This window comes from Pleomorphovibrio marinus (assembly GCF_003347495.1).
Classification (GTDB): Bacteria; Bacteroidota; Bacteroidia; order Cytophagales; family Cyclobacteriaceae; genus Pleomorphovibrio; species Pleomorphovibrio marinus.
Genome location: NZ_QCXY01000005.1, coordinates 93,942 through 117,114 on the forward strand (window position 1 = coordinate 93,942; position 23,173 = coordinate 117,114).

Consider the following 23,173-nt stretch of genomic DNA (forward strand, 5'->3'; position numbering starts at 1 on the left):
ATAGATGCTGTTAATTAACTGAACTACTCCCAAAAAAGTTAAAAATAAGCGAGTTCACCGCTCTTCCAATTCATCTTCATCTTCAGACTGAAAGGTGTAGTAAGTATCATCAAGGGTAAGCGTGTCGTTGTTAAACTCTTCAATAAATTTGGAAATCACCTTTTCGGATATGGTTTCTACATTCAATGCTGCATCTAGGCCTATACCGTAGTCGTGGTTGGTGTCCAAGTCCACAAACTCCTGGACCTTCACCGTTTCGTCATCTTCCATTTCCAAAATTAGCTCGGTAATGAACAAGCCAACTTCCTCTTCATCATTGTTCAATGGCTTAAGATTCCCATTTTCGTCTTCCTCATAGGAAATACCGTGATAATTAGGGAATTTTTTTGCAGCTTCGTGTTCAGCAATTTCGTATAATTCACTGGAGTGATGTAGTCGAAGGGTATATAAAGCAGCGTCGTAAATGACCTCCTTTCCTTCAAATTTTCCTATAAAGTAGAAGTTGAAGTATTCGTCGGAATTGTCTTCGGAAGACGCAATCTTAAAGGGTTTTCCAGAAGCCTCCAGTTCTCTTTTCAACTGCTCAATGGATTGAGGGGAAAATCCCGGGTTATCTGTTTGCATGGCAGGTTAAAGTTGGATATTAAACATTAGTATTGAATTTTGATTCATATTAATGCATACTTTACATATTTCATAATTTGCGTCTAATTATTTACAAACTTTTGTTGTTTTTAATAAATGGAGCCTCATAAAAGGAACAATGAATTTATCAAGGAACTTTTATCAAAAAAAGAAGGATTACACCTTGACTTCAAACAGAGCCTAACCAACCCTGCAAAAATCGCCAGAAACATATTGGCTTTTGCCAATACAGAGGGGGGCACCCTGGTAATAGGTGCTTCGGACAAGGGGGAACTAATCGGCATTGATGTGGAAGAGGAAAGGTTCATGGTAGAACAGGCCATTCTCAACCATTGTAGGCCTCTTGTAAAGGTAGGTTTTGAGACCTTTGAAATCGATTATTGGGAAGACCAAAAACTGCCACAGGAGAAGCAACTTCTTCTGGTCCATGTCCCAAAGAGCAAGGAAGGCCCTCACCTCCTGGATGACAAGAAAGGCAAGCTACTCTTTTTTCGTAGAATAAAGGACAAAAGCCTGCTTAAACAAGTGGAAGATTATTCCTAAACACCTACCATCTCCCTTCTCCTAGGGATATCCCCAAAATGGAATTGACAAGAGAGAGGATTAAACTGAAAAGCAAGGCCCACCAAAAATTGTCTACTGAAAACCCCCCAACAATTTCAGCGGCAATCAACACTATAATGGCGTTGATCACCAACAAAAACAAACCCAACGTGAGAAGGGTTATGGGTATGGTTAGGAATATCAACAAAGGTTTTATGGTGATATTCAAAAGGGATAACAAGGCAGCAATTATGACGCCGGTGATAAAATCATCCACTGAAATCCCAGGTAAAATATAAGCGGTAAACAAAATGGCCAACGCTGCTACCACCAATTGTAACAGGATAGATAGAATGTCTTTAGGTTTACTCATATTAACGTATATAAAAATTGGTTTTAGGGGCAATTTAACCATAAAAAGGGAATTTTATCCACATTTTCATGAGTTTTATCATACCTATTAAAAATATCAGAGGGTTTTTCCAGAATTATAAGGAATTGGCCTTAACTTTACAGGCAGTATCAAAAATTATAATTAAGTGATTCTAATCGTTTTATTTCTTCTGCATTGGTATTTCTCCTTATTCTGTCAAAGTTTCTTCCTTCACAGATATGCGGCCCATCAGATGTTCCTGATGAACAAGTTCTGGGAAAGGTTCTTTTACTTTTTCACATGGATTTGTCAGGGAAGTTCATATCTATCCCCTAGGGCTTACGCCATCCTACACCGTATGCACCATGCTTACAGTGACACACCCAAAGATCCGCACAGCCCCCATCATACTGAAAACCTTTTCACTATGATGTGGAAAACCAAGAAAATCTACAATGATCATTTTAGCTTCAGGATCAAACCTGAGGAGCGGTTCTCAAAAGACGTTCCCGATTGGAACAAATTCGACCTTTTTGCCGATTCAATGGTTGTAAGGGTCGGATGGGGCGTATTGTACGTGCTCATCTACATTTTAAGCATAAGTGTCTTTGAATTGCCTGGTACACATTGGTGGATGTATTTCCTGCTTCCCATTCATTTTATGATGGGGCCTGTACATGGTGCTATTGTAAATTGGAGCGGCCACAAATATGGATACGCCAATTTTGATAACAACGACAAGTCAAAAAACTCCCTCTTCCTGGATTTCCTGATGCTGGGGGAACTCTTTCAAAACAACCACCACAGGTTGCCTAAAAGAGCCAATTTTGCCGTGAAGTGGTTTGAATTTGACCCTACCTATCCCATCGTTAAACTCCTCCACTCCACCGGGGTCATAAAAATGAAAACAACTTAATTTTAAAACCGCCCCAAAGGCGGTTTTTTTTTTGCTTTATCACCTAGTTAATTTTTTAACTTAATTTTTAAAAGTTTTTGGTATTTTTATAAATATAGGTTTAAATTTGAACCATAAAAACAGATCAATTATACTTGGTCAAAAAACATGGTGAAAAAATTAACTAATTAAGCCAATTTATTGTTAATAGATAAAAACAACCCCTATATTCAACGTCTAATCACTAACAACATGAGAGAGTTAACCAAAGCAGAGGAACATGTAATGCAAATCCTTTGGGATATTGAAAAAGGCTTTGTAAAGGATGTATTATCCAAAATGCCTTCCCCAAAGCCCGCCTACAACACGGTTTCGACCATCATACGCATTCTGGAAAAAAAAGGGTTCGTAAAGCACACGGCTTATGGCAAGTCCCATGAATACTACCCTTCCATCACCAAAGATGAATACAGAAGCTTTACGATAAAGAACCTGTTAAGTGGATATTTTGACGGATCATTCGCCCAGTTGGCATCTTTCTTCGCCAAGGATGAAAAACTAGATCTCAAGGACATGGAAAAGCTAATTGAAGAAGTTAAGGAAAATGTAGTGGAAGCAAGTTAACAAAAAGAAGCTGTCTCACTGAAAATTTTTTCCATTGTTTTATTCTGGCTCCATGACAAGTTTCCTGAAAAGTCAGAGTGCTATCCCCGGATAGGGCTTCTATTTCTCAACTTAAAAGGATCAGAATCTTCAATCTCTAACAGCAAAAAGGGGCAGCTTCTTAATTGCTAAACCAAAATATCCCTTACTACCTCTCCGGCAACATCAGTTAGCCTAAATTTCCTGCCAAGGTGTTTGTAAATCAATTTTTCGTGGTCAATACCCAACTGATGCAGTACGGTAGCTTGAAAATCGTGTACATGCACAGGGTTTTTGTTTATGTTGTAACCAAACTCATCGGTTTCCCCATACACCAATCCAGGTTTCACCCCTCCCCCTGCCATCCAAATACTAAAGCACCTGGGATGATGGTCTCTTCCGTAATTTTCCTTGGTCAACTTCCCTTGCGAATAATTAGTCCTTCCAAATTCCCCTCCCCAAATCACCAGCGTCTCATCCAAAAGCCCACGTTGCTTTAAGTCCTTAACCAAAGCAGCAGAGGCTTGGTCCACATCTTTTGCCTGCTGCTTCATTTCGGTAGGGAGATTTCCATGTTGGTCCCAACCCTGATGGTACAACTGCACAAAGCGCACACCATTTTCAGATAATTTCCGGGCCAAAAGACAATTCGCGGCAAAAGTCCCAGGTTTTCGGCTATCAGGGCCGTACATATCAAAAATCATCTCAGGCTCCTTGCTCAGATCCGTGGCCTCTGGTACGGCAGTTTGCATACGGTAGGCCATTTCATATTGAGCTACCTTGGCATGAATCTCCCTGTCTCCTGTTTTCTCATAAGCATGATGGTTTAACTCAGCCAATACGTCTAGCATTTTTCTTCTTTGATGCCCCGGCATACCCTCTGGGTTACCTAAATACAGAACCGGGTCTTCCCCATTACTGAACTGAACCCCCTGATGTACGGAATCTAAAAACCCATTACTCCAAAGTTTAGAATAAACCCCTTGCCCATTTCCCTTTCCCTTGGACAACAAAACAGTAAATGCAGGAAGATTGCTGTTTTCACTTCCTAAGCCATAACTCAACCATGACCCCATACTGGGGCGGTTACCTTGCTGGGCGCCTGTTTGGAAAAAAGTAAGGGCTGGATCATGATTGATGGCTTCTGTATGCATAGACTTGATAATGCAGATATCGTCTACTATTCGGGCGGTATGGGGAAACAACTCACTTACCCATGCTCTTGCCTTTCCATATTGGTCGAAATCATAGATGGATCCCACCAGGGGGAAGGAAGTCTGACTGGACGTCATTCCAGTGAGCCGCTGTCCTTTCCTTATGGACTCTGGAAGTTCCTTTCCCCACATTTCCCTTAATTTGGGTTTGAAATCAAAAGACTCCAGTTGGGAAGGTGCACCATTTTGAAACAGGTAAATTACCCTCTTTGCTTTAGGTGCAAAATGCGGGGTATTGGCCAAAACCTTTCCCATGCCCTCTTTATCCCCAGTAAACAAACCAGGAATCAACAGTGAACCCAAGGCAGCACTGCCCAAGCCAAGGCTCAACTTACTTAGAAAGTGCCTCCTGTTGATTTGAAGTCCCTGATTGACGTATTCCTTATCCATGGTCTATGATTTCATGATCGTTTCTTCCAGATTGTATATGGCTTGAATTACCTGCATCAATGCGGCCCATTGCGGAACTTCCAGCCCCTTTTCTTTAGGGTATTCGCCCACCTCCAACAACTGGCTGGCTTGTGGCAAATGCTGTGTGTGATAACTCTTCTGTTCCCGGTAGTAATTCTCTAAATGTCTCCATTCCACTTCATCCATTTTCCTGCCCACAATAAGCCTGAACGCCGTACTTACCTGTTCCTTTTCATCTGCCAATTCCTTCAAAAGTCTACCCGACAAAACCCTAGACGCCTCCAAGACTTCCGGGGCATTCATCATGTATAGGGCTTGTAGTGGGGTATTGGTACTTTCCCTTTCTACCTCACACTGGTCTCTGTTGCTTGCATCGAAAAGGATCATAGAAGGGGGAGGAACTGTTCTCTTTATAAAATTATAAAGCCCCCTGCGGTAAAGGGATTGGCCTGTATCCTGCTTGTAGTTGGATAGGTTACCCCTGCCTGAGGTAGCTGCTTCCCACAGCCCCTCTGGCTGGTAGGGTTTCACACTTGGCCCGCCAATTTGTGGTTCCAACAGCCCACTGCTGCTAAGGACAAGGTCTCTGATCTGTTCTGCAGACAACCTATTTCTGGGAAACCTGGATAGGTAGATATTATCCGGGTCTTTTGCTTGGGACTTTTCGTTTACAATGGAAGATTGCCTATACGTGGCCGACATAAAGATTTGCTTGAGCAAATATTTGATGTCCCAGCCGTTCTCCATAAAGTCCACCGCTAGCCAGTCCAATAGTTCAGGATGGGAGGGCAATGCCCCCTGCATGCCAAAATCCCCGGGTGTATCCACTATGCCCTCACCAAAAATATCCATCCAAATCCGGTTTACAATTACCCTGGCCGTAAGCGGGTTTTTGGGATCAAAAAGCCACTTTGCAAGCCCCAACCTGTTTTTGGGCAGGTTGGAGCCAAATTCCATAATGCTTTTTGGGGTACCCAAGGTTACTTCCTTTCCGTAGGTTTCATAATCGCCTCTTTCCAATAGGTAGGTGGTTCTCAGCGAGTCGGCATCCCCCATCACGGAAACGCGCAAATGACCTATTTCAGACATCAATGCATCGTAATTCGCCCCAGAACCCACATCTCCTATCAATGCAGCAGCCATGCTTAGGGAGTCAGGCCTGTTGACGAAGGACAAGATACCCCCTATATCCTCATCCGTAATTTCCATCAAAGGATATTTTGCTGGGGATTTTCGGGAAAAGCCTGGCGTGGACTCTTCAATGCCATGCTCTGCCACATTGTTAAAAAAAGCATAGATTTGAAAATATTCTTCCTGAGAAATGGGGTCGTACTTATGGTCATGACATTGTGCGCATTCCAGGGTAACTCCCAGAAAAGCCTTGCCAAGTACATTGGTTCTATCCACCACATAGCTTACGCGGTATTCCTCATCGATGGCTCCGGACTCCTCAGTGATTTTATGGTTGCGGTTAAAACCAGTCGCCAATAGTTTTTCCTTATCGGTGTCGGGAAGTAAATCTCCTGCCAACTGCCAAGTCACAAACTGGTCATAAGGCAGGTTTTTGTTAAATGCATGAATTACCCAGTCCCTCCAAGGCCATTGGGTACGGTAATAATCGTCTTGATAACCGTGCGAATCTGCATACCTGGCAAGGTCCATCCAGTTAACAGCCATTTTTTCGCCATAGGCGGGGCTGTCCAGCAACTCATCAAGCACCCGCTCATAAGCATCCTCCGCATCATCTTCCAAAAACCGGTCAATATGCCCCAAACTGGGTGGAAGGCCAGTGATATCAAAGCTCAATCTTCGGAGCAGTGCATTTTTATCCGCAGGTTTATTTGGGCTTAGCCCCTCTACTTCCTGTTTTGCCAGCACAAAATGGTCTAGAGGTGTAGCGGGCCATTCAGTGTTTTTGATTTTGGGCAGGGCAGTCTTCTCAGGAGGTACAAAAGCCCAATGCGGCTCATATTCCGCCCCTTGTCTGATCCATTTTTCAATCAACCCAATCTCATGATCGGTAAGCTGCAAATGAGAAGAAGGAGGTGGCATTATTTCATTTGGATCCTCACTTTTTATCCTCCCCAGAGCTTGGGATTGTTTGGGTTTACCCTTCACCAAAGCATATTCCCCTTTGCTTTCCTTCAAAGGCTTAAAAGCCTCTTCCTCCAGATCAAGCCTAAGGCCTGCCTCCCTTTTGTTGGCATCTGGGCCATGGCAGGCAAAGCAGTTTTCGGATAGAATAGGTCTAATATGAAGATTGTAACTTACCGTCTCAGGTAGGAACTCCGTTTTCTTTTTACCCCCTTGATTGCAAGCTATCAAGAGCGCTGCGAAGCACAGCAACCATAAAGAAAACTTTTTCATTATATCCAATCTTTTCCTCATCAATCCTAAATTTAACAAATAATTACATATTGTTCAGCATGATATGGGACAGGTGGAATAAGGCGGATAAATCCGGAGAAATATCTTGGTGAATTTGTTTTGACATACTCTCCTAATCTGTGAAGCACATTTCTGAGCGGTGGGTCACTATTGCAACAAGTCCTCAAAATCAATATCTTGGGCAGCCAATACGAAGACTTTTGCAGCTTCTTTGGAGGTATGGGCTTTCAACCCTTCGAAATACTTGGCAAATTCTAAGGAATCCTCTGGGGGTGCCATTCCCAGCATTACCAAATCGCTGTCCTGGGATTCCCTGTGAAGGATTTGCCAAAAATCACTGTAATCATCTACGATTATTTTAAAGTCCAGGCCTGTCCTCATATTTGAGAAAAGACGGGAAAAATTTCTTCTCACTTCCTTTTCGGCTTCCTCATTTGGCACCACCATTTTAACCTGAAAGGAGGCCATTCCCCACTCCAGGCTATTCTTCATGAGGTAAGCCAAAATGATCATTAAGCTTCCATTGCCCTTTAATCCTCCCCACCAGATATCCACTTTTTCTTTTTTCTTAAACCCTGCCTTATTCTCATTTTGCAGGATAAGTACATTGCGTTTGGATTTGTGAAAATGGCTCACCATATCTGCATATGCGGGTAAATTGGCACTTTCCTGGGTATCCCCCAAAAGAATAGTATTTGGAACCAGTGGACCCAATCCATAGGCATTTACGAGGTGTTTTCCGCCTGTGAAGGGATCAGGTGCCCTAATTACTCTTACCAGGGCTTGTATAGATTTCCCGTATAGAAAATCCATCATCTGGTTTTCATAATCGAGTACCTTTTCCTGAGGGACATTATGCTCTGGCAAAACCGTACTCACGGTGAATAGGGAGTTGTCCTGGGTTAGGCAATTGGCTAATTCTATCAATTGCCAGCGTTTACTTGGTGAGCCGGAAAGCACGAGGATATTGGGTCTCCAGTTCTTCGCATGGCCCTTTTTTTCCAGTCTCAGCAAGCTAAACCTAACCAACGACAAAAGCAATCCCCTTCCTATTCCACCCCAGGTGTCTTTTAATTTTCGGCGTTTGAGCCATAGAAAAACAATTCCTATAAAAACAAAAGCGGCAAAGGTAGCCAATGGATTTATCAATAGCATCACAGCTGCACACCCTAGAGCCCCTAGAAGACTGAACAGCCAATGAACCTTAAATTTAGGCCTGAATGAGGGGCTTTGCAGGAAGGTCTCAATACCGGCGGTGATGTTAAGTACCGCATAGGTGGTGAGAAAGAACATGGTGAGCAGTGGAGCAATGGCATTTAAGTTTCCAAGATAAACTGTCACCATGGTCAAAATCACCGTGAATAGTGTTGCATTTCTAGGAATCTTCTCTTTTCCGGAAGACCTCCTGAAAAATTGGGCGTAATTTGGCAATACTCTATCCTCTGCCAAGGCCTGTAATACCCTAGGCGCACCCAATAAGCTGCCTGCTGCACTGGATAGAGTAGCTCCCCAGATTCCCAAGAATATGGCCCCACCCCAAATGGCAATCTTCTCCATGATCAATGCATCCTCTACTAAGGTGCCCGCATCTGCCCTGCTGGCTAAAATGAGGGGCAGGAGCATATAGATAACGTACCCCGTACCAACAGCATAAAAAGTCCCTTTCGGAATGGAAACTGCAGGATTCTTAAGGTCCCCGGAAAGATTCACACCAGCCATTATGCCGGTGACTGCAGGAAAGAAAACAGCAAACACCTGCCAAAAGGGCACTGCGTCCCTCTGAGGAACCCCCCATAGCTCTATGGTGGAGTTTTCCACCGGACTACCGAGCAATAAAGAAACCAAGGATAAACCTATTAGGACAAGGATAACATATTGAGCTTTTATGGTAGCCTTGGTTGAAACCATAGCCAATGTTCCAAGGACTATTGTGGTGGCCACACCCACCCATCTGGGGTCTACCAATGGAAACAACCCCACCAAGCTCTCGGAAAACCCAATTATGTAAAGGGATACAGAAAATGCCTGTGCCAAAAAGAGGGGTATTCCAATCGCCCCACCAGCTTCTAAGCCAAGGGATCGGCTAATCAAGAAGTAGGCTCCGCCTCCTTTTACTGGAGTGTTCGTAGCAATGGCGGCTATGGACAGGGAAGTAAGAAACGTGATCGAGGTGGAAAGCGTCACAATCGCCAAGGTGCCTAAGAGCCCTACGTTGCCAACGACCCATCCAAATCGCAGGTACATAATTACCCCTAATATGGTAAGCAAGGATGGGACAAAAACCCCTCCAAAAGTTCCGAGCTTTTGTTGTTCAGTATTTCCGATAGTAATTAAGCTAAATGTGAATTTCTTTTCCTAATAGCGTCTAGATTAATCATTAAAATTAAGCAATACCATCAGAAACCCCACGAAGATCTGTTTTTTTAATCTGTCTTTGACAGTAAAAACACTTAGAAGTATATTCTTAAACAACTCGGAATAGATAAGTTAGGCTTAGCTAGGTAAGTATTATTCTCTACCCCTGTTCGCTTTTCTCTGCATATTCCAAAGAAAAGCCCTTCGGAGAAGCCCCATAGTGTTTTTTAAAAATCTTACTGAAATATTTAGGGTCGTTAAAGCCACATTCAAACCCTACTTCAGACACATTCTTTTTCTTTTTAAGGAGTAGCTTTTCGGCCTTTTGCAGCCTTAGTTTTAGGATCATGTCGGAGGGAGATGTGTCTAGTGCCTCTTTAAACAATCGGTAACACTTTATCTTAGAAATTCCCAGTTCATGACTTAGGCTATCCACCCTAAATGTGGAATTATGGTATTCCCTTTTTATGATGTGCATGGCGGATTTTATCAGTTTTTCATTCAGGGTCATTTCCTGAACTATATTGCTTTCTTCAACCAAAAGCTCATGAATCCTCCTTTCTTCTAGGGCTGATTTCCGCAGCTGCAGAAGCCCTCTTACTTTTTTCACAATCATGGAAGTTTCACAAGGCAACTGAATAAAGGTATCTATCCCTAAATCCATAAGTTTCTCCTGAAACCCATATTCCATCCATTCATATATGTAAACTACTGGGATTTTCACGCCATGTGCATTTTCCCTTACCACCGCATTCATCAAATCCATTAATTCTTGGCTTATTTTTAGGTTATAAATCAAGAGTGCATCCACATATCCCTGAGATAACACACCCTGTATAAGTAGGGGATCCTGCTCTATAAAAAGCTGACACTCCTTCATATTCAACAAATCCGTCAACCCATGGGCCTCAAAAGAGTGCCCCAAGACGATGAGTTTGGATTTCTCCATTTCCACTTTTTCCTCCCATTCTAATTGCTGCCAGGGGCTGATGTTGGTAGCGTAACGCCTAGATCCTGCTGCTTCAAATGGAATACGGATTTTGACGTCCACAGTCTGGCCTACCTTATAGGAATAGGAGCCTTTTAAGGCTTCAAGTAGTTTTTGAGCACTTTTAATCTGGGGACTAGCAGCTATTACCTGCGAAAGGTTACTGGAAAGCACCTCGCTATTGGACTGTATCCGCAGGTAGATTTCTTCGGATTGGGAGCTTCCTTCTATGGTTAGCTCAGCCTCGCTTTCCACAAACTTGATAAGTTCCCTTAAAAAGCAATGGAAGAAAAATTTAAACCGGAGCACATCGAGAGAAACCCACTCATCGGATAGCTGGTAATCATAAAATAGATGTATCTTTTTCTTTTTTAATTGATCCCCCATCTCACAGGTAAGGTTTTCCATTAGCTGGGATAAAATGGTCATGGTGGGTTTTGTATCCTCCAAGTGATCCAATAAGGAGAGTCGCTCCCAATCCCTTAACTCCTTTGTCAACCTTTCCAAAAGACGCTTGGCTTGTTGCAGTTCCTCCTCCTTATGAAACTCCCCTTTTTCTAAAAACCCTTTCAGGTTCTGTAAGGGTGGTTGGAACTGGTCCATGACGAAGCGTTTAAATTTTTCCAATTCAAAATCAGGGTTTTTTTGCTGCTGATGAAGGGTAAGCAACTTGGCTTTTTGATGTTGTATTTCCTTGTTTTTTTTATCCAGGGATAGATTTTGAGCTACCAAAGCCTTTTTTTGTTCCTCCACGGTCCGGGTTCGTTCCTCGATAAGCATCTCCAGCTTTTTCCTCTGCACCTTGCTATGTTGTATGCGCCAATAAAAAAAGCCTAGGACAAGGCTTCCGCTGACCAACAAAAGAAAAAGTGGTGATTTGTAAATGGGTAGTGGCACTTGATGATAAAGCATGGCCACGTTACTTTCCTGTTGATCAAGGGTGTTTTTAACCTTCAGAGTATAATCTCCTGGTGCCAGAGTAGGATAATGAAGAGTAGTTCCCGGTCTCCATACCCTCCATTCTTCATCGTAGGGATCTAATTTATAAACCACCTTATTAAGTGGGTTTTTGGTAAATTGGACCGCATGTACAGCCACTCTCAGTTCTGAACTTGTCTTTGTTCCTTTTAGTAATCCTTCTTCACCCAATTTTGCTAGGGAAATCCTAGGCAAATCAAAGACACTTGGCAACTGGTCAGGATTGAAATAATTTAGCCCCTTTACCCCCGCAAAAAAGAGCTGACCCCTCTCGTTCTTGAAAACGGCCCCTTCCGAAAACTCCCCGGATTGCCATCCTTCCTCCGCGGGGTACGGCGTTACCTGAAAATCCCACCTGTCTATGGCAGCCACACCCTTAGTTGTGCTTACCCAAATCTGCCTTTCGCTTCCCAAAATTCCATACACCAACTGGCTAAGCAGACCTTCCTTTTCTGTGATTTGGTGAATGAAACCCTCCTCTGGGCGATAAATACTTATTCCTCCCAAAGTGGCTATCCAGAGGTTATCGGTTGGAGTGTCATGGTAAATAGCGTACACGCTATTGTCCAATAATCCTTTTTCATAATCTAAGTGGAAAAGTTTCCCATCTTGTAAGCGCAGAACTCCTTGGTTTTCTGTGGCTATCCACAAGGCATCTTCCCTCAATGCCATGCCCCTTAAATTATACCCCTTTAAGCGCTCAATCCCTTCAAATGAAACAAAGGATTGGTTTTCGAAACTAAACTTTGCCAAGCTACCCCATGAAGATACCCATAAACATTTTTGAAGTGGATCTTCCAAAATGGCATAGTGCCTGCCATTGTCTAAAAAAGGCTCATTTTCCGGTAAAAAGTAGTCCGTCTGTCCGTCATTCCTTATGCGCATCAATCCCGCATAGGTACCTACCCACATATCTTTATTACTGTCCCTGAAAATACTGCGAATTCTTTTCCAGTCATGGTAAGGTTGTGGGGCTGCTAAAGGTAGAGCTTCAAACCGATCCTTGTCCTTATCCAGGATATAGACCCCTGCATTATAATAACCCAGCCATAAAGCACCATTCCTATCTTCATGGATAGCCCGGATGGTTTCGGAAGGTAGCTCGGGATGACTTGAAAGGTACGGGGCAATGGTTTGTAGTTCTCGGGACTGTCTGAATACCATGCTTAGCCCTCCGTCTTTGGTGCCCAACCAAATATTGCCAAAAACATCTTCATGTATGGAATAAAGTTCATTGCTTCTTAGTCCATAGGGGTCGGAAACATCCAAAGTGACATTAATGATACCCGATCCGTCCCTAAGGGAGGACTCCTTGGGCAATATGAAAAGCCCCCTTTTTAATGTGGCAAACCAAATGTTACCTTCTCTGTCCCTGAAGCTATCCTTGATTTCTACATCCGGAAAAAAATCCGTGAATATGCTTTCCATTCGGCTTTTTTCCAGAAGTAAAGGAGCAGAGCAAGTGGTACAGTTAACAAACTCCTCTCCCGCCCATTTAAAGGAAAGGGTATCATCCACCAATACGGATACATGCCCTTGTTTATCCAGAGAAATGCTTATTTCTTTACTGAAACCATAGTGAATGAAATCATGCCTTTGGGTGAATCTACTCAGGACTGTAGGTTGAGATTGGACCCATAATTCCCCGTCTCCGTCAATTACGATATCCTGTATGAAATTCCCTGCCAGACTGCTGCTGTCCTTGGTATTATGTTTATATACCTGGAACTGAAACCCATCAAAATAATTCAGGCCGTCCCAAGTGGCAATCCAGAGCCCACCGTCATCCGCAGAGATAATTTTATTTATGGAATTATTCGAAAGACCATCCTCCACAGTATAAGTCTTGAATTTTAGTTGCTGCGCATGAAGGGATAGGGAAATTAGCCCAGCAAACCAGAAAATAAGCTGTTTTTTCATGGCTAGGTGGTAAAAGGATTTTTGGTAAGACAAAAATAATGGCGTAGGGTTTATTGTCTTTTACCTTAATATTAACTTTTCAATATACATTGAATTTTGATATCCCCGTATATCCTTTTTATTTTTTCCCTCTCATTTACGAATTGGTACAAAACTTGTTAAAGATATCATGTCTGTGGGAGTGAATAACCCCTGCGGTTTTTTATTTAGTTTAAACATAAAACCAATAAAGCTTATGAAATCAGCAAAAGTTATTTTCGGTGCTTTAGCAGGAGTGGCGGTAGGTATCCAAATCGGTTTATTGATCGCACCTGAGAAAGGAAAAGATACACGAAAAAAATTGTCTCAAAAAGGGGAGGAATATCTTAAGGATGTAAATGGCCAGTTGGATCATCTCATCAAAGGTTTTTCGGACAAGTTTGACAAGCTGAACAAGGAGATTACGGCAGTTGCTGAGGAAACTAGGAGTAAGAGTAACGAATGGTTGTCGCAAGCAAAGGAAAAGGCAAAGTAAACTTATTCAGTTAAGTAATTAGGCCAATGAATCTTCATTGGCCTTTTTTGATTATTATCCTTTCATTTAATTATTAAATACAATGTTAAAAAACAAGACAGCATTAATCACCGGGGGAAATACTGGAATCGGCTTTGGGATCGCCCAAGCACTGGCCCAGGAAGGTGTAAATGTAGCCATCACCAGCAGGTCCCTAAAAAGGGCAGAAGAAGCCGCAAATAAAATCAACTCCATGAATGGGGTTTCCGGTGAGGTACTTCCTTTGCAGGCGGACGTTAGGGAAATGAGCGATCAACAAAAAGCCGTAAAGGCGGTTTTAGATAATTGGGGCAAGCTTGACTTCTTCGTTGCCAATGCAGGAGTAGGCCATTTTGCATCCATAGAAGAACTTACCGAAGAACAGTGGCATGAGACCATAGACACTAACCTAACAGGGGTGTTTTTTGGGATCAAGGCAAGTGTGGATGCCCTGAAAGGCACCAACGGTTTTTTTCTTACCATTTCCAGTTTGGCGGGAACCAACTTTTTTGCAGGTGGATCGGCTTATAATGCCAGCAAATTTGGGCTTACCGGCTTTACCCAAGCGATCATGCTCGACCTGCGCCAAAGCGGGGTTAGGGTAAGTACCATTATGCCAGGGTCAGTGGCCACAGGTTTCAATGATCGGGAGGTAAGCGAAAAAGATGCCTGGAAAATCCAGATTGAGGACATCGGTGAAATGGTAGTGAGCCTTTTCAATTTAGATCCCCGTACCCTGCCCAGCAAAATCGAAGTCAGGCCTTCAAAACCACCAAAAAAATAAACGGAAAAGCCCCCAAACCTATAAAGGGGGGCTATTTTTTTAACTTTCCTCTAAGGTATTCCCTCATTCCCAAATCCCATGGGGCACTACCTCCAACACATGCCCAAAGGGGTCCTCAAAATAGAAACTTTCAAGACCTTTTCTCCACTCCTGAATATGGGTTATGGATATTCCCATACTGGTAAGTTCTTTTTTCTTATGTACATATTCCTCAGCATCCACCTCAAAGGCAATATGCTGTTTTCCGCTGGCAAAATGAGGAGGCAGAGTTCCTTCCTCCTTTGTAGTCTCAGGGAGGAAACACAGCAAGACAGAACTTCCTGCCCGGAAAAAAATATGCCGATCCTCGGCTTTTGCAATAATGGGAAGCTTCAAAATGCCGTGGTAAAACTTCTCTGCCAAATCCAAATCGGAGATGTAGAGACATGTTTCTTTGATCTGCGAAAAGCCAATCATGACGCAAAGTTACTTTCCAGGTAAAAACCTTTGAGGATATAATTCAATTGCTCGTATTCAATCAAAAATGCATCATGGCCATAAATGGAATTGATTTCCCTGTAGGTACCCTTTGGAACATGATGGGCTATAAACTGGGATTCATCAGCGGTAAACAACACATCTGAATCCACTCCAATAGCCAATACCCGAGCCTTAATATGCTGTAGGGCAACCTCTGTACCTCCCCTACTTCTACCTACATCGTGACTGTCCATGGCCTTTGAGAGTTTATAATAGGAAAAAGCATTAAACCTATTTGCCAATTTCAGCCCCTGGTAACGCAGGTAACTGCTAATCTTAAAATTATCCGTTTTTTCCTCGGTTTCCCCTTGCCTAAGTATAAAGGTCTTGGGGTGCCTATAGCTGATCATTCCTATGGCTCTTGCGGTCTCCAATCCCCTTTTACCTGCGTTGGGATGCTTTTCTCCCCAGGTTTGATCTGCCTCAATAGCCATTCGCTGAGCCTCGTTGAAGGCTATTATCCAGGGAGATGCCTTTGCATTCGACGCCACTATTATGGCGTTTTTTAGTTTATCTCCCAAGGTAAAAGCCCACTCTAAGGCCACCTGACCACCTAAAGAACCTCCAATCACCGTATTAATTTGTGAAATACCCAAATTTTGCCTCAATAGTTCCAATGTATTAGCCAAATCCCGGGTAGTAAGAGTGGGAAAATCGTAGTAATACGGTTCTCCTGTCCTGGGATTTTCGTCAAGGGGCTGTGTAGAACCATAACAGGAACCCAACATATTCGCGCAAACGATAAAATGGCGATTTGGGTCAAAAAATTTATCCTCCCCAATAAGCCCTGACCACCATTCATGGGGGTTAGCATCTCCGGTCAAAGCATGCAAAACCCAAACTACGTTGTCTTTTGCCTCGTTGAGTTGACCGATTGTGGTGTAGCTCAATTGAAACCCGGGCAAGGATTCCCCGGACTCCAAGGATAAAGTTTCATTACTCTTGAAAATCTCTTGGGTCATTTCACTGGTTAAATACGGAAACTGGAGGTTCATATTCTTTTGTTACAACTTGTCAAAAGCAGCCGAAAGGTCAGCTTTGATATCCTCAATGTGTTCTATGCCCAAAGAAATCCTGAGCATAGTAGGTGTGACCCCAGCAGCTAACTGTGCCTCATCGCTAAGTTGCTGGTGGGTGGTGGCAGAGGGTTGAATGATAAGGGATTTGGCATCCCCAACATTCGCCAAGTGAGAGATAAGTTCCAGGTTATTGATAAGGGCAGATGCCGTTTCCTTTTCCCCTTTGATTTCAAAACTCAGTACTCCCCCAGCCCCGTTGGGAAGGTATTTCTGGGCATTGCCAAAGTAGGGGCTGTCTTCCAATCCAGGGTAGTTCACCTTTTTCACTTTGGGATGACCCTTTAGCCACTTGGCAAGTTCCAAAGCATTGTCCACCGTTCTCTGTACCCTTAAGGACAAGGTTTCCAATCCCTGAAGCAATAGAAAAGCATTGAAAGGGCTAAGTGCTGGGCCAAAATCCCTTAAGCCTTCTACCCTAGCCCTAATGGCAAAGGCAATATTAGGCAAGCCGAGTGGGTTGTTGTACCCGAAAGTTTCCCAAAAATTCAGTCCATGATATCCTTCTGAAGGTTCTGAGAATTGAGGGAATTTGCCATTTCCCCAATTGTAATTTCCACCATCCACTATAATTCCCCCTATGGAGTTACCATGCCCTCCTATCCACTTGGTAGCCGAGGAGGTCACCACATGCGCACCATGTTTGATGGGCTGGCATAAATACCCCCCTGCGCCAAAGGTATTGTCCACTATAAGCGGGATATCATGTTTTTTGGCCAGTGCAGCAACAGCCTCAAAGTCAGGCACGTTAAATTCTGGATTCCCTATGGTTTCCAGATAGATGGCCTTGGTTTTTTCGTCGATTTGGGCCTTAATGTCATCTACCTTATCAGTCTTTGCAAACTTTGCCTCAATTCCAATCCGCTTAAAGGACACCTTAAATTGATTGTAGGTACCTCCATACAGAAATGGGGAAGTCACGAAGTTATCGCCAACTGTCAAGAAATTGTTTAAGGCCAGAAATTGAGCAGATTGCCCAGAAGCAGTGGCCACCGCAGCCACTCCACCTTCCAAGGCTGCCATGCGCTTTTCAAACACATCCGTGGTAGGATTCATAATCCGCGTATAGATATTGCCAAATTCCTTTAAAGCAAAAAGGTTGGCACCGTGTTCTGCGGAATTAAACACGTAGGAGGTAGTTTGGTAAATAGGAACCGCCCTTGAATTGGTTGTAGGATCGGGCTCTTGCCCTCCATGTACCTGTAATGTTTCGAAACGATAGTTTTGTGACATCTTGAATGTATTAATTTTAGGTTTACTAGTTTAATGCCCCGGATTGAATAGGGCGAAAGAATAAATTAAAGGAAAAAAGATGGGTATAGCAACACGAAAAGACCCAAACAAGTAGCTGCCCTAAATAAAGGAAATGGATGTTAACTAAAGTTGCTTGATTTAAAGAAAGGTCTTTTTTCATTTTTTCGAATTTATATTTCCGATCTCTGTAGTAAAGGATCGGCAGGAATTGGCACCTTGGATTTTCCAGGTTGCCAGAGGGTCACTGAGCCTGTCTCTCACCTCTTCTTTATAAATCCTACTACTTAATAAAAAGTAAAGGATGTCACAAAATAAATGGTATTGGGTAACTAATACAACTATTATTACTTTTATTTTTGGCCATTACTTGCCGAGATAGAAAAGCACCGTTGGTAAGTTCTTGAAAACCAAATATTCTGCCTAGTTTTGCTTTTCATGCAACAAGTAATTAACCGATTTGATGAAACTTTTTAGCCTCTTGGGAGTGGTTATTGTAGAAACAGGGAAGTTCACTCGACAAACCATTTATGATCTCATGCTGAACAAAGCCGTATTGTTATGCCTCTCCTTTTTAGCCATTGTGGGGGATCTTTACGGGCAAAAAGTGAAAAGGTACACCATAGAGGCACAGTATGGAGCTATTCTGGCACATGCCCAAGACCTGATTCCGGTGGCACAAAGCAACCCCTATGGTATTGAACTTAGTTACCAATGGCTAAGCATGGAAAGAGAAAGCTGGTTGGCATGCCAGTGCTTTCATTACCTTGGATTGCACCTTTCCCACCATAATTTTGACAACCCCCAAGTGCTGGGTACCGCTACTTCACTATCTGGGAGTTTTGAACCCATCCTCTGGAAAAATCCCAGTTTTCAGGTAAGTTTATCTGCAGGTATGGGAATAAGCTATTTGAGCCGGGTATATGATGAGCAAACCAATCCAGATAATAATTTTTTTAGTGCCCCAATCAGTTTTTTACTTTATCTCAATCCCAAGTTAACCTATTCATTCAGCGACAATTGGCAAACCTCATTGGTTTTTCATTATAACCATATCAGCAATGGTGGGCAAAGCCAACCCAACAGAGGGATGAATTTCCCCACTGTAGGGTTAGGGGTTTCTTACATCCCAAGCAATTATGACTTCCCCAGGCAGGAGAGAGGTTCAGTTCGCAAAAAGTGGAATGCCTACATGGAGATTTTTGGCACCTTCAGGGATGCCCCTGGCTCCGAAAGGAGACAGCCAGTGTTGGGGTTGACTTTGGGCACTTATTACCGAGTCGGAAAGGTAAATGGCTTTGGTTTGGGCATGGAAACAAACATAGACCGCTCCCTTACTTTTGATGGAGAGGAAACGCATGGCTGGATGCATTTGCCGTTCCTAAGCCATCACTTTTTATTTGGGAAGTTTGATTTCAGCCAACGGTTCGGTTATTACCTTCACAAACCGGAAAACTATCAGCCCGACAAACTATTTTTTCAGAGATACGTGTTATCCTTCCGGATAGTGGAAAGATTGAGAGTGGGAATTGAGCTAAAAACTCATGGGCATGTAGCTGAAAATATCGGGATTAGGCTGGGATATGGGTTTTGACCGCTGGTATTTTCTTAATGCCGAATATTGAAAATTAACCGAAAATAATGGTTCCATATGCCCCTATTCCTCATTTTTACCTATCTTGTCCGAAATTAATCTAAAAAATTTACTGTATGAACAGGGTTTTATTCAAGTTTATTTCCTTTGTATGTTTCCTATCTGTTGCTGCTATTCCTATGGCAGGGGCAAGCTCATTTACTTTTTACAATGATAGTACTGAGTCCATTAAAGCAGCTCCACAGGACTGGTTCCTTCAGGACCCTACCGACGATGGTATCATGGGAGTGAGTGCCCAAAAGGCACATGATTTTTTAAAAGATAAAACTCCAAAAAGAACTGTAGTGGTAGCGGTGATTGACTCGGGGGTGGATATAGAACACGAGGATTTACAGGGCAAAATTTGGGTAAACGAGAAGGAAATTCCTGGCAATGGAATTGACGACGATAAAAATGGCTATGTGGATGATGTCAATGGGTGGAACTTTATTGGGGGGGAAGATGGCTCCCATGTGGCCGAAGATAGCCATGAGCTCACGCGGGAATATGTAAGGCTCAAGGAAAAGTTTGGAGACCTTGAACCTGAAGACGTAAAAAGAAGGCAGAGAGAGGAATATAAGTACTGGCAAAGGGTGCAAGAAAACTTTGTGGAAACCCGGGAAGAGGCAGAGTCCAACCTGGAAATGCACGATAGGTTGCATGAAATGATAGAAACATCTTCTTCCCTAATCATGAGTGCTTTCGAGGTGGATGACTTCAGTTTTGGGGACATCGATGGGTTCGAGTTGGAAGATGAGTCAGACGAAATGCTTATGGGCGCTCTGGAGTTATTGTCCAGGTTTGCGTCCTTGGTGGAAGATCCCGAGGTATTAATCAGCGAGCTTTCTGAGGAATTAAAGGAGATTAAAGAACACTACGAGGTACAGGTGAATTACGCCTACAACCCTGATTTTGACCCCCGTTCTATCGTGGGTGATGACCCGGAGAATTACAGGGAGCGGCATTACGGGAACAATGACCCTGTAGGGCCGGATGCAGCTCATGGAACCCACGTGTCCGGTATTATTGCTGCGGACAGAAACAACGACTTGGGCATCAAAGGAATCGCTGAACACGTGCTCATTATGCCCATAAGGGCAGTGCCGAATGGAGATGAAAGAGACAAGGACATTGCCAATGCCATTAGGTATGCGGTGGACAATGGTGCACATATTATTAATATGAGTTTTGGCAAAAGCTATTCTCCGGGAAAAAAACATGTTGACCGTGCCGTAAAATATGCCGAAAGAAAAGGAGTGGTACTTATTCATGCTGCTGGAAACAGTTCCAAAGAAGTAAATCCGGACAATAACTTCCCCAACCGATGGTTTGTCAGGAGAGGGGAAGCCTCAAACTGGATCGAGGTGGGTGCCGCCTCCTGGCAGGCTGACGAAAACCTACCTGCCAGGTTTTCCAACTACAGCGCAAAAGCAGTGGACGTTTTCGCACCTGGAGTGGACATTTATTCCACTGTACCTGGAAGCGAATATAAGAGCAATAGCGGCACCAGCATGGCTGCACCCTCTGTGTCGGGTGTTGCAGCTATACTAATGGCCTACTACCCTGACCTAAAGCCCAAGGAAGTCAAATCCATACTGAAGCAATCCGTATTTGACCAATCCTCCCAAGAAGTGCTAAAACCAGGTGGGGATAACCGAGTGAAATTTGGGGAGCTAAGTGTCACTGGTGGACTTGTCAATGCATATTTGGCCCTTCAGCTTGCCGAGGAAATGAACAAATAATTAAAGCTATGCAACTTCCCCTCTACTTTGACCATAATGCGACCACACCTTGTGCTCCTGAAGTAGTAGAAGCGATGTTGCCCTATTTCACCACCCATTTTGGCAATGCCTCCAGTAGTCAGCATGCCTACGGATGGTTGGCAGAGGAGGCCGTGGAAACAGCAAGGGAAGAAGTGGCAAAGCTTATAGGGGCATCCCCAAAGCACCTTATTTTCACCAGTGGTGCTACGGAGGCCATAAACTTGGCCATAAGGGGTACTGCAATGGAAAATCCAGACAAAAAACAGATCATTACTTTTAGGACAGAACACGCTGCTGTTTTGGACACCTGCAAGGACATGGAAGAGAAAGGATATGAGGTCCACTATTTGGGTGTGGATGAAAATGGCTTACCAGACCTGGGTGAACTTGAAAAAACCATTAACAAAGATACGCTAATGGTAATAGCCATGCTGGCTAATAATGAAACGGGAGTTGTATTTCCCCTAGAAGAAATAGCCGTTATAGCCCATGCTAAGGAAACACTCCTCTTATCAGACGGGGTGCAGGCGGTGGGTAAGATACCGGTAGCCGTAGATCAACTTCAAGTAGATATAATGCCCCTAAGCGGGCACAAAATGTACGGACCAAAGGGTGTAGGCGCCCTATATATCCGAAATAATCCGAGGAAGGTCCGGCTGCGCAGTATCCTTACCGGAGGGGGGCATGAAAGAGGATGGAGAAGCGGGACCCTTAATGTAGGTGGAATAGTAGGTTTGGGTGCTGCCGCTTCACTTAGGATCTCCCATCTCGATACAGAATATAAAAGACTTGCCCTCTTGAGGGACAAATTAGAAGAAAATATTCTGAAGCTTGAAGGCACAAAACTCAATGGTGATCCTTTAAAAAGATTGCCCCACGTCACCAATATTTCCTTTGAAGGGGTGGAAAGTAAGGCGTGGCAAATAGCAATCAACAAGTCTATCGCATGTAGCTCTGGATCAGCATGCAGCAGTATTACAGAGAAAGCTTCCCATGTACTCAAAGCCATGGGCATTACAGATCAAATAGCGAAAAATACCTTGAGGTTAAGTATGGGCCTCAGCACTACCGAAAGGGATGTGGATGTTGCCATCAGCCATATCACCAAATCTCTCCATGCTTTAAGGGCGGGAAAAGAAACCCGAAACACAGCTGTTACCCCATAATTGATATGCATAAAAAAGACTTTACCCATTTGGATGAAAAAACCGGACAACCCAGAATGGTGGATGTGGGACACAAAGATCCAAGCAAAAGGACTGCCACAGCAAGTTGTGAAGTAGTACTTGGGGAAGACATTATGGCAAACCTATTGGGGGGTAAGGAATTAGAGACAAAAAAAGGCCCTGTGTTTCAAACAGCAATAATTGCAGGTACCATGGGAGTCAAAAAGACCTCGGAATTAATACCCCTTTGCCATCCCTTGTTGTTGGAAAAGATTGATATCAAAGTGGAACCAAGCTCCAAGGATAGGGTCATTATTACCTGTACGGTTTCCTTAAGTGGAAAAACGGGCGTAGAAATGGAAGCTTTAACTGGAGCCACTGTTACCGCCCTCACCATCTATGACATGTGTAAGGGCTTTTCCCATGACATCACCATCAAAGAAACCAAGTTGTTGAAAAAAACGGGAGGCAAAAGTGATTTCGAGCGATAGTCCAGAAAGCTTGTGCGCTGATTTGACTGGCTTAATATTAATCGGCGGTAAAAGCAGCCGAATGAAAAGGGACAAAAGTCTGCTTGAATTTCATGGTAAAACCCAGCGGGAACATTTGGCTAATCTCTTGAAGAAAATAACCCCAAATGTAAGTTTTTCCTGCAATGCCACCCAGCTTGGCACAACCCAAAAGCCATCCCACTGTGTGGTAGACAGGGTAAAGGAGGCAGGCCCATTGGGAGGCATTATAAGTGCTCATCTTGAATTCCCACATCATGCTTGGTTTGTAACGGCTTGTGATATGCCTTTTATTACCTTGAGCTTGCTACAAGAACTATATTCACAAAGGAACCCAAAAAAAATGGCTACTGCATTTAGGCATCCCCACACCGGATACCCAGAACCCCTATTCGCTATTTATGAGCCTGAGGGATTAAAAATGATGAAGCTAGAGTTTGAACAGGGGGAAAAATCCCCTTCTAGACTGCTGGGGAAAATGCAGGTGGAATGGCTTATACCCTCCCAACCGGAGAGATTGGCAAATGTAAATGATGCAGAGGCCTTAGAAAGAGCCAAGGAAGTAATTCAAAACCGCCAAGCCTGAAG

General features: G+C 43.4%; 19 protein-coding genes and 1 riboswitch. Of the genes, 10 read left to right on the forward strand and 9 right to left on the reverse strand.

Annotated features, from left to right (window positions below):
• Positions 1 to 54 precede the first annotated feature (54 nt).
• A complete protein-coding gene (locus DB520_RS14165) occupies positions 55 to 624 on the reverse strand; it encodes a hypothetical protein (RefSeq protein ID WP_114750384.1) in 570 nt (189 codons plus the stop codon).
• Between the two features lie 117 nt (positions 625 to 741).
• On the opposite strand from DB520_RS14165, the gene DB520_RS14170 reads away from it, so the two are divergent.
• Positions 742 to 1,188, forward strand: a complete 447-nt coding sequence (locus DB520_RS14170) for an AlbA family DNA-binding domain-containing protein (protein WP_114750385.1) — start codon at positions 742 to 744, stop codon at positions 1,186 to 1,188.
• A 4-nt stretch (positions 1,189 to 1,192) separates the two neighbouring features.
• Here DB520_RS14170 and DB520_RS14175 read toward each other — a convergent pair whose 3' ends face one another.
• Positions 1,193 to 1,561 (reverse strand): phage holin family protein, encoded by a 369-nt coding sequence (locus tag DB520_RS14175; RefSeq protein ID WP_114750386.1) that lies wholly within the window; start codon positions 1,559 to 1,561, stop codon positions 1,193 to 1,195.
• A gap of 166 nt (positions 1,562 to 1,727) precedes the next feature.
• Here DB520_RS14175 and DB520_RS14180 point away from each other — a divergent pair, with 166 nt between their 5' ends.
• Positions 1,728 to 2,477, forward strand: a complete 750-nt coding sequence (locus DB520_RS14180; protein WP_114750387.1) for an acyl-CoA desaturase — start codon at positions 1,728 to 1,730, stop codon at positions 2,475 to 2,477.
• 231 nt (positions 2,478 to 2,708) lie between these two features.
• Positions 2,709 to 3,080 (forward strand): BlaI/MecI/CopY family transcriptional regulator, encoded by a 372-nt coding sequence (locus DB520_RS14185; protein WP_114750388.1) that lies wholly within the window; start codon positions 2,709 to 2,711, stop codon positions 3,078 to 3,080.
• Between the two features lie 167 nt (positions 3,081 to 3,247).
• Here the strand turns inward: DB520_RS14185 and DB520_RS14190 are convergent, their stop codons facing one another.
• The 4 genes from DB520_RS14190 to DB520_RS14205 form a co-directional block, all read right to left on the reverse strand.
• Positions 3,248 to 4,702: a DUF1501 domain-containing protein gene (locus DB520_RS14190; protein WP_114750389.1), complete on the reverse strand. Its 1,455-nt coding sequence runs from the start codon at positions 4,700 to 4,702 to the stop codon at positions 3,248 to 3,250.
• A 3-nt stretch (positions 4,703 to 4,705) separates the two neighbouring features.
• Complete coding sequence (locus DB520_RS14195; protein WP_114750585.1) at positions 4,706 to 7,090, reverse strand: PSD1 and planctomycete cytochrome C domain-containing protein; 2,385 nt, start codon at positions 7,088 to 7,090, stop codon at positions 4,706 to 4,708.
• A gap of 168 nt (positions 7,091 to 7,258) precedes the next feature.
• Positions 7,259 to 9,442, reverse strand: coding sequence for an APC family permease (locus tag DB520_RS14200; RefSeq protein ID WP_317047764.1), 2,184 nt, complete (start codon positions 9,440 to 9,442; stop codon positions 7,259 to 7,261).
• A gap of 184 nt (positions 9,443 to 9,626) precedes the next feature.
• On the reverse strand, positions 9,627 to 13,352 hold the full coding sequence (locus DB520_RS14205) for an AraC family transcriptional regulator (protein ID WP_114750391.1): 3,726 nt from the start codon (positions 13,350 to 13,352) through the stop codon (positions 9,627 to 9,629).
• A 235-nt stretch (positions 13,353 to 13,587) separates the two neighbouring features.
• On the opposite strand from DB520_RS14205, the gene DB520_RS14210 reads away from it, so the two are divergent.
• The gene (locus DB520_RS14210) at positions 13,588 to 13,866 is read left to right on the forward strand and encodes a YtxH domain-containing protein (protein ID WP_114750586.1); all 279 of its coding nucleotides are present in this window, start codon (positions 13,588 to 13,590) and stop codon (positions 13,864 to 13,866) included.
• A gap of 82 nt (positions 13,867 to 13,948) precedes the next feature.
• The gene (locus DB520_RS14215; RefSeq protein WP_114750392.1) at positions 13,949 to 14,668 is read left to right on the forward strand and encodes an SDR family oxidoreductase; all 720 of its coding nucleotides are present in this window, start codon (positions 13,949 to 13,951) and stop codon (positions 14,666 to 14,668) included.
• Between the two features lie 63 nt (positions 14,669 to 14,731).
• Here the strand turns inward: DB520_RS14215 and DB520_RS14220 are convergent, their stop codons facing one another.
• Genes DB520_RS14220 through DB520_RS14230 form a run of 3 tightly spaced genes read right to left on the reverse strand, consistent with a single transcriptional unit; the run spans position 14,732 to position 17,496 of the window.
• Positions 14,732 to 15,121 (reverse strand): VOC family protein, encoded by a 390-nt coding sequence (locus tag DB520_RS14220; protein ID WP_114750587.1) that lies wholly within the window; start codon positions 15,119 to 15,121, stop codon positions 14,732 to 14,734.
• On the reverse strand, positions 15,121 to 16,182 hold the full coding sequence (locus DB520_RS14225) for a homoserine O-acetyltransferase family protein (protein WP_114750393.1): 1,062 nt from the start codon (positions 16,180 to 16,182) through the stop codon (positions 15,121 to 15,123). Before DB520_RS14225 ends, DB520_RS14220 begins: the two co-directional genes overlap by 1 nt.
• Positions 16,183 to 16,191: 9 nt before the next feature.
• Entirely contained in the window at positions 16,192 to 17,496 is a 1,305-nt protein-coding gene (locus DB520_RS14230; RefSeq protein WP_114750394.1) for an O-acetylhomoserine aminocarboxypropyltransferase/cysteine synthase family protein, read from the reverse strand.
• Between the two features lie 188 nt (positions 17,497 to 17,684).
• Positions 17,685 to 17,794: riboswitch (SAM riboswitch) on the reverse strand.
• 183 nt (positions 17,795 to 17,977) lie between these two features.
• On the opposite strand from DB520_RS14230, the gene DB520_RS14235 reads away from it, so the two are divergent.
• The 5 genes from DB520_RS14235 to DB520_RS14255 all read left to right on the forward strand — a co-directional run bounded on the left by DB520_RS14235 (position 17,978) and on the right by DB520_RS14255 (position 23,171).
• Positions 17,978 to 19,108 carry an acyloxyacyl hydrolase gene (locus DB520_RS14235; protein ID WP_232834985.1) on the forward strand — a complete coding sequence of 377 codons (1,131 nt, stop codon included), beginning with the start codon at positions 17,978 to 17,980 and terminating at the stop codon, positions 19,106 to 19,108.
• A 116-nt stretch (positions 19,109 to 19,224) separates the two neighbouring features.
• Positions 19,225 to 20,889: a S8 family peptidase gene (locus DB520_RS14240; RefSeq protein ID WP_114750395.1), complete on the forward strand. Its 1,665-nt coding sequence runs from the start codon at positions 19,225 to 19,227 to the stop codon at positions 20,887 to 20,889.
• Between the two features lie 8 nt (positions 20,890 to 20,897).
• Positions 20,898 to 22,076 (forward strand): cysteine desulfurase family protein, encoded by a 1,179-nt coding sequence (locus tag DB520_RS14245; protein ID WP_114750396.1) that lies wholly within the window; start codon positions 20,898 to 20,900, stop codon positions 22,074 to 22,076.
• 5 nt (positions 22,077 to 22,081) lie between these two features.
• Positions 22,082 to 22,567: a cyclic pyranopterin monophosphate synthase MoaC gene (gene moaC, locus DB520_RS14250; RefSeq protein WP_114750397.1), complete on the forward strand. Its 486-nt coding sequence runs from the start codon at positions 22,082 to 22,084 to the stop codon at positions 22,565 to 22,567.
• Positions 22,551 to 23,171, forward strand: a complete 621-nt coding sequence (locus DB520_RS14255; RefSeq protein ID WP_262511320.1) for an NTP transferase domain-containing protein — start codon at positions 22,551 to 22,553, stop codon at positions 23,169 to 23,171. Before moaC ends, DB520_RS14255 begins: the two co-directional genes overlap by 17 nt.
• The last annotated feature ends 2 nt before the right edge of the window (positions 23,172 to 23,173 follow it).

Excerpts from the sequence above, each read along its gene's own strand:
- DB520_RS14205 (WP_114750391.1), bottom strand. The coding sequence starts at position 13,352 with ATGAAAAAACAGCTTATTTTCTGGTTTGCTGGGCTAATTTCCCTATCC.
- DB520_RS14230 (WP_114750394.1), bottom strand. The coding sequence starts at position 17,496 with ATGTCACAAAACTATCGTTTCGAAACATTACAGGTACATGGAGGGCAA.
- DB520_RS14245 (WP_114750396.1), top strand. The coding sequence starts at position 20,898 with ATGCAACTTCCCCTCTACTTTGACCATAATGCGACCACACCTTGTGCT.
- DB520_RS14195 (WP_114750585.1), bottom strand. The coding sequence starts at position 7,090 with ATGAAAAAGTTTTCTTTATGGTTGCTGTGCTTCGCAGCGCTCTTGATA.
- DB520_RS14170 (WP_114750385.1), top strand. The coding sequence starts at position 742 with ATGGAGCCTCATAAAAGGAACAATGAATTTATCAAGGAACTTTTATCA.
- DB520_RS14235 (WP_232834985.1), top strand. The coding sequence starts at position 17,978 with ATGAAACTTTTTAGCCTCTTGGGAGTGGTTATTGTAGAAACAGGGAAG.
- DB520_RS14185 (WP_114750388.1), top strand. The coding sequence starts at position 2,709 with ATGAGAGAGTTAACCAAAGCAGAGGAACATGTAATGCAAATCCTTTGG.
- DB520_RS14210 (WP_114750586.1), top strand. The coding sequence starts at position 13,588 with ATGAAATCAGCAAAAGTTATTTTCGGTGCTTTAGCAGGAGTGGCGGTA.
- DB520_RS14215 (WP_114750392.1), top strand. The coding sequence starts at position 13,949 with ATGTTAAAAAACAAGACAGCATTAATCACCGGGGGAAATACTGGAATC.
- moaC (WP_114750397.1), top strand. The coding sequence starts at position 22,082 with ATGCATAAAAAAGACTTTACCCATTTGGATGAAAAAACCGGACAACCC.
- DB520_RS14175 (WP_114750386.1), bottom strand. The coding sequence starts at position 1,561 with ATGAGTAAACCTAAAGACATTCTATCTATCCTGTTACAATTGGTGGTA.
- DB520_RS14165 (WP_114750384.1), bottom strand. The coding sequence starts at position 624 with ATGCAAACAGATAACCCGGGATTTTCCCCTCAATCCATTGAGCAGTTG.
- DB520_RS14190 (WP_114750389.1), bottom strand. The coding sequence starts at position 4,702 with ATGGATAAGGAATACGTCAATCAGGGACTTCAAATCAACAGGAGGCAC.
- DB520_RS14240 (WP_114750395.1), top strand. The coding sequence starts at position 19,225 with ATGAACAGGGTTTTATTCAAGTTTATTTCCTTTGTATGTTTCCTATCT.
- DB520_RS14225 (WP_114750393.1), bottom strand. The coding sequence starts at position 16,182 with ATGAACCTCCAGTTTCCGTATTTAACCAGTGAAATGACCCAAGAGATT.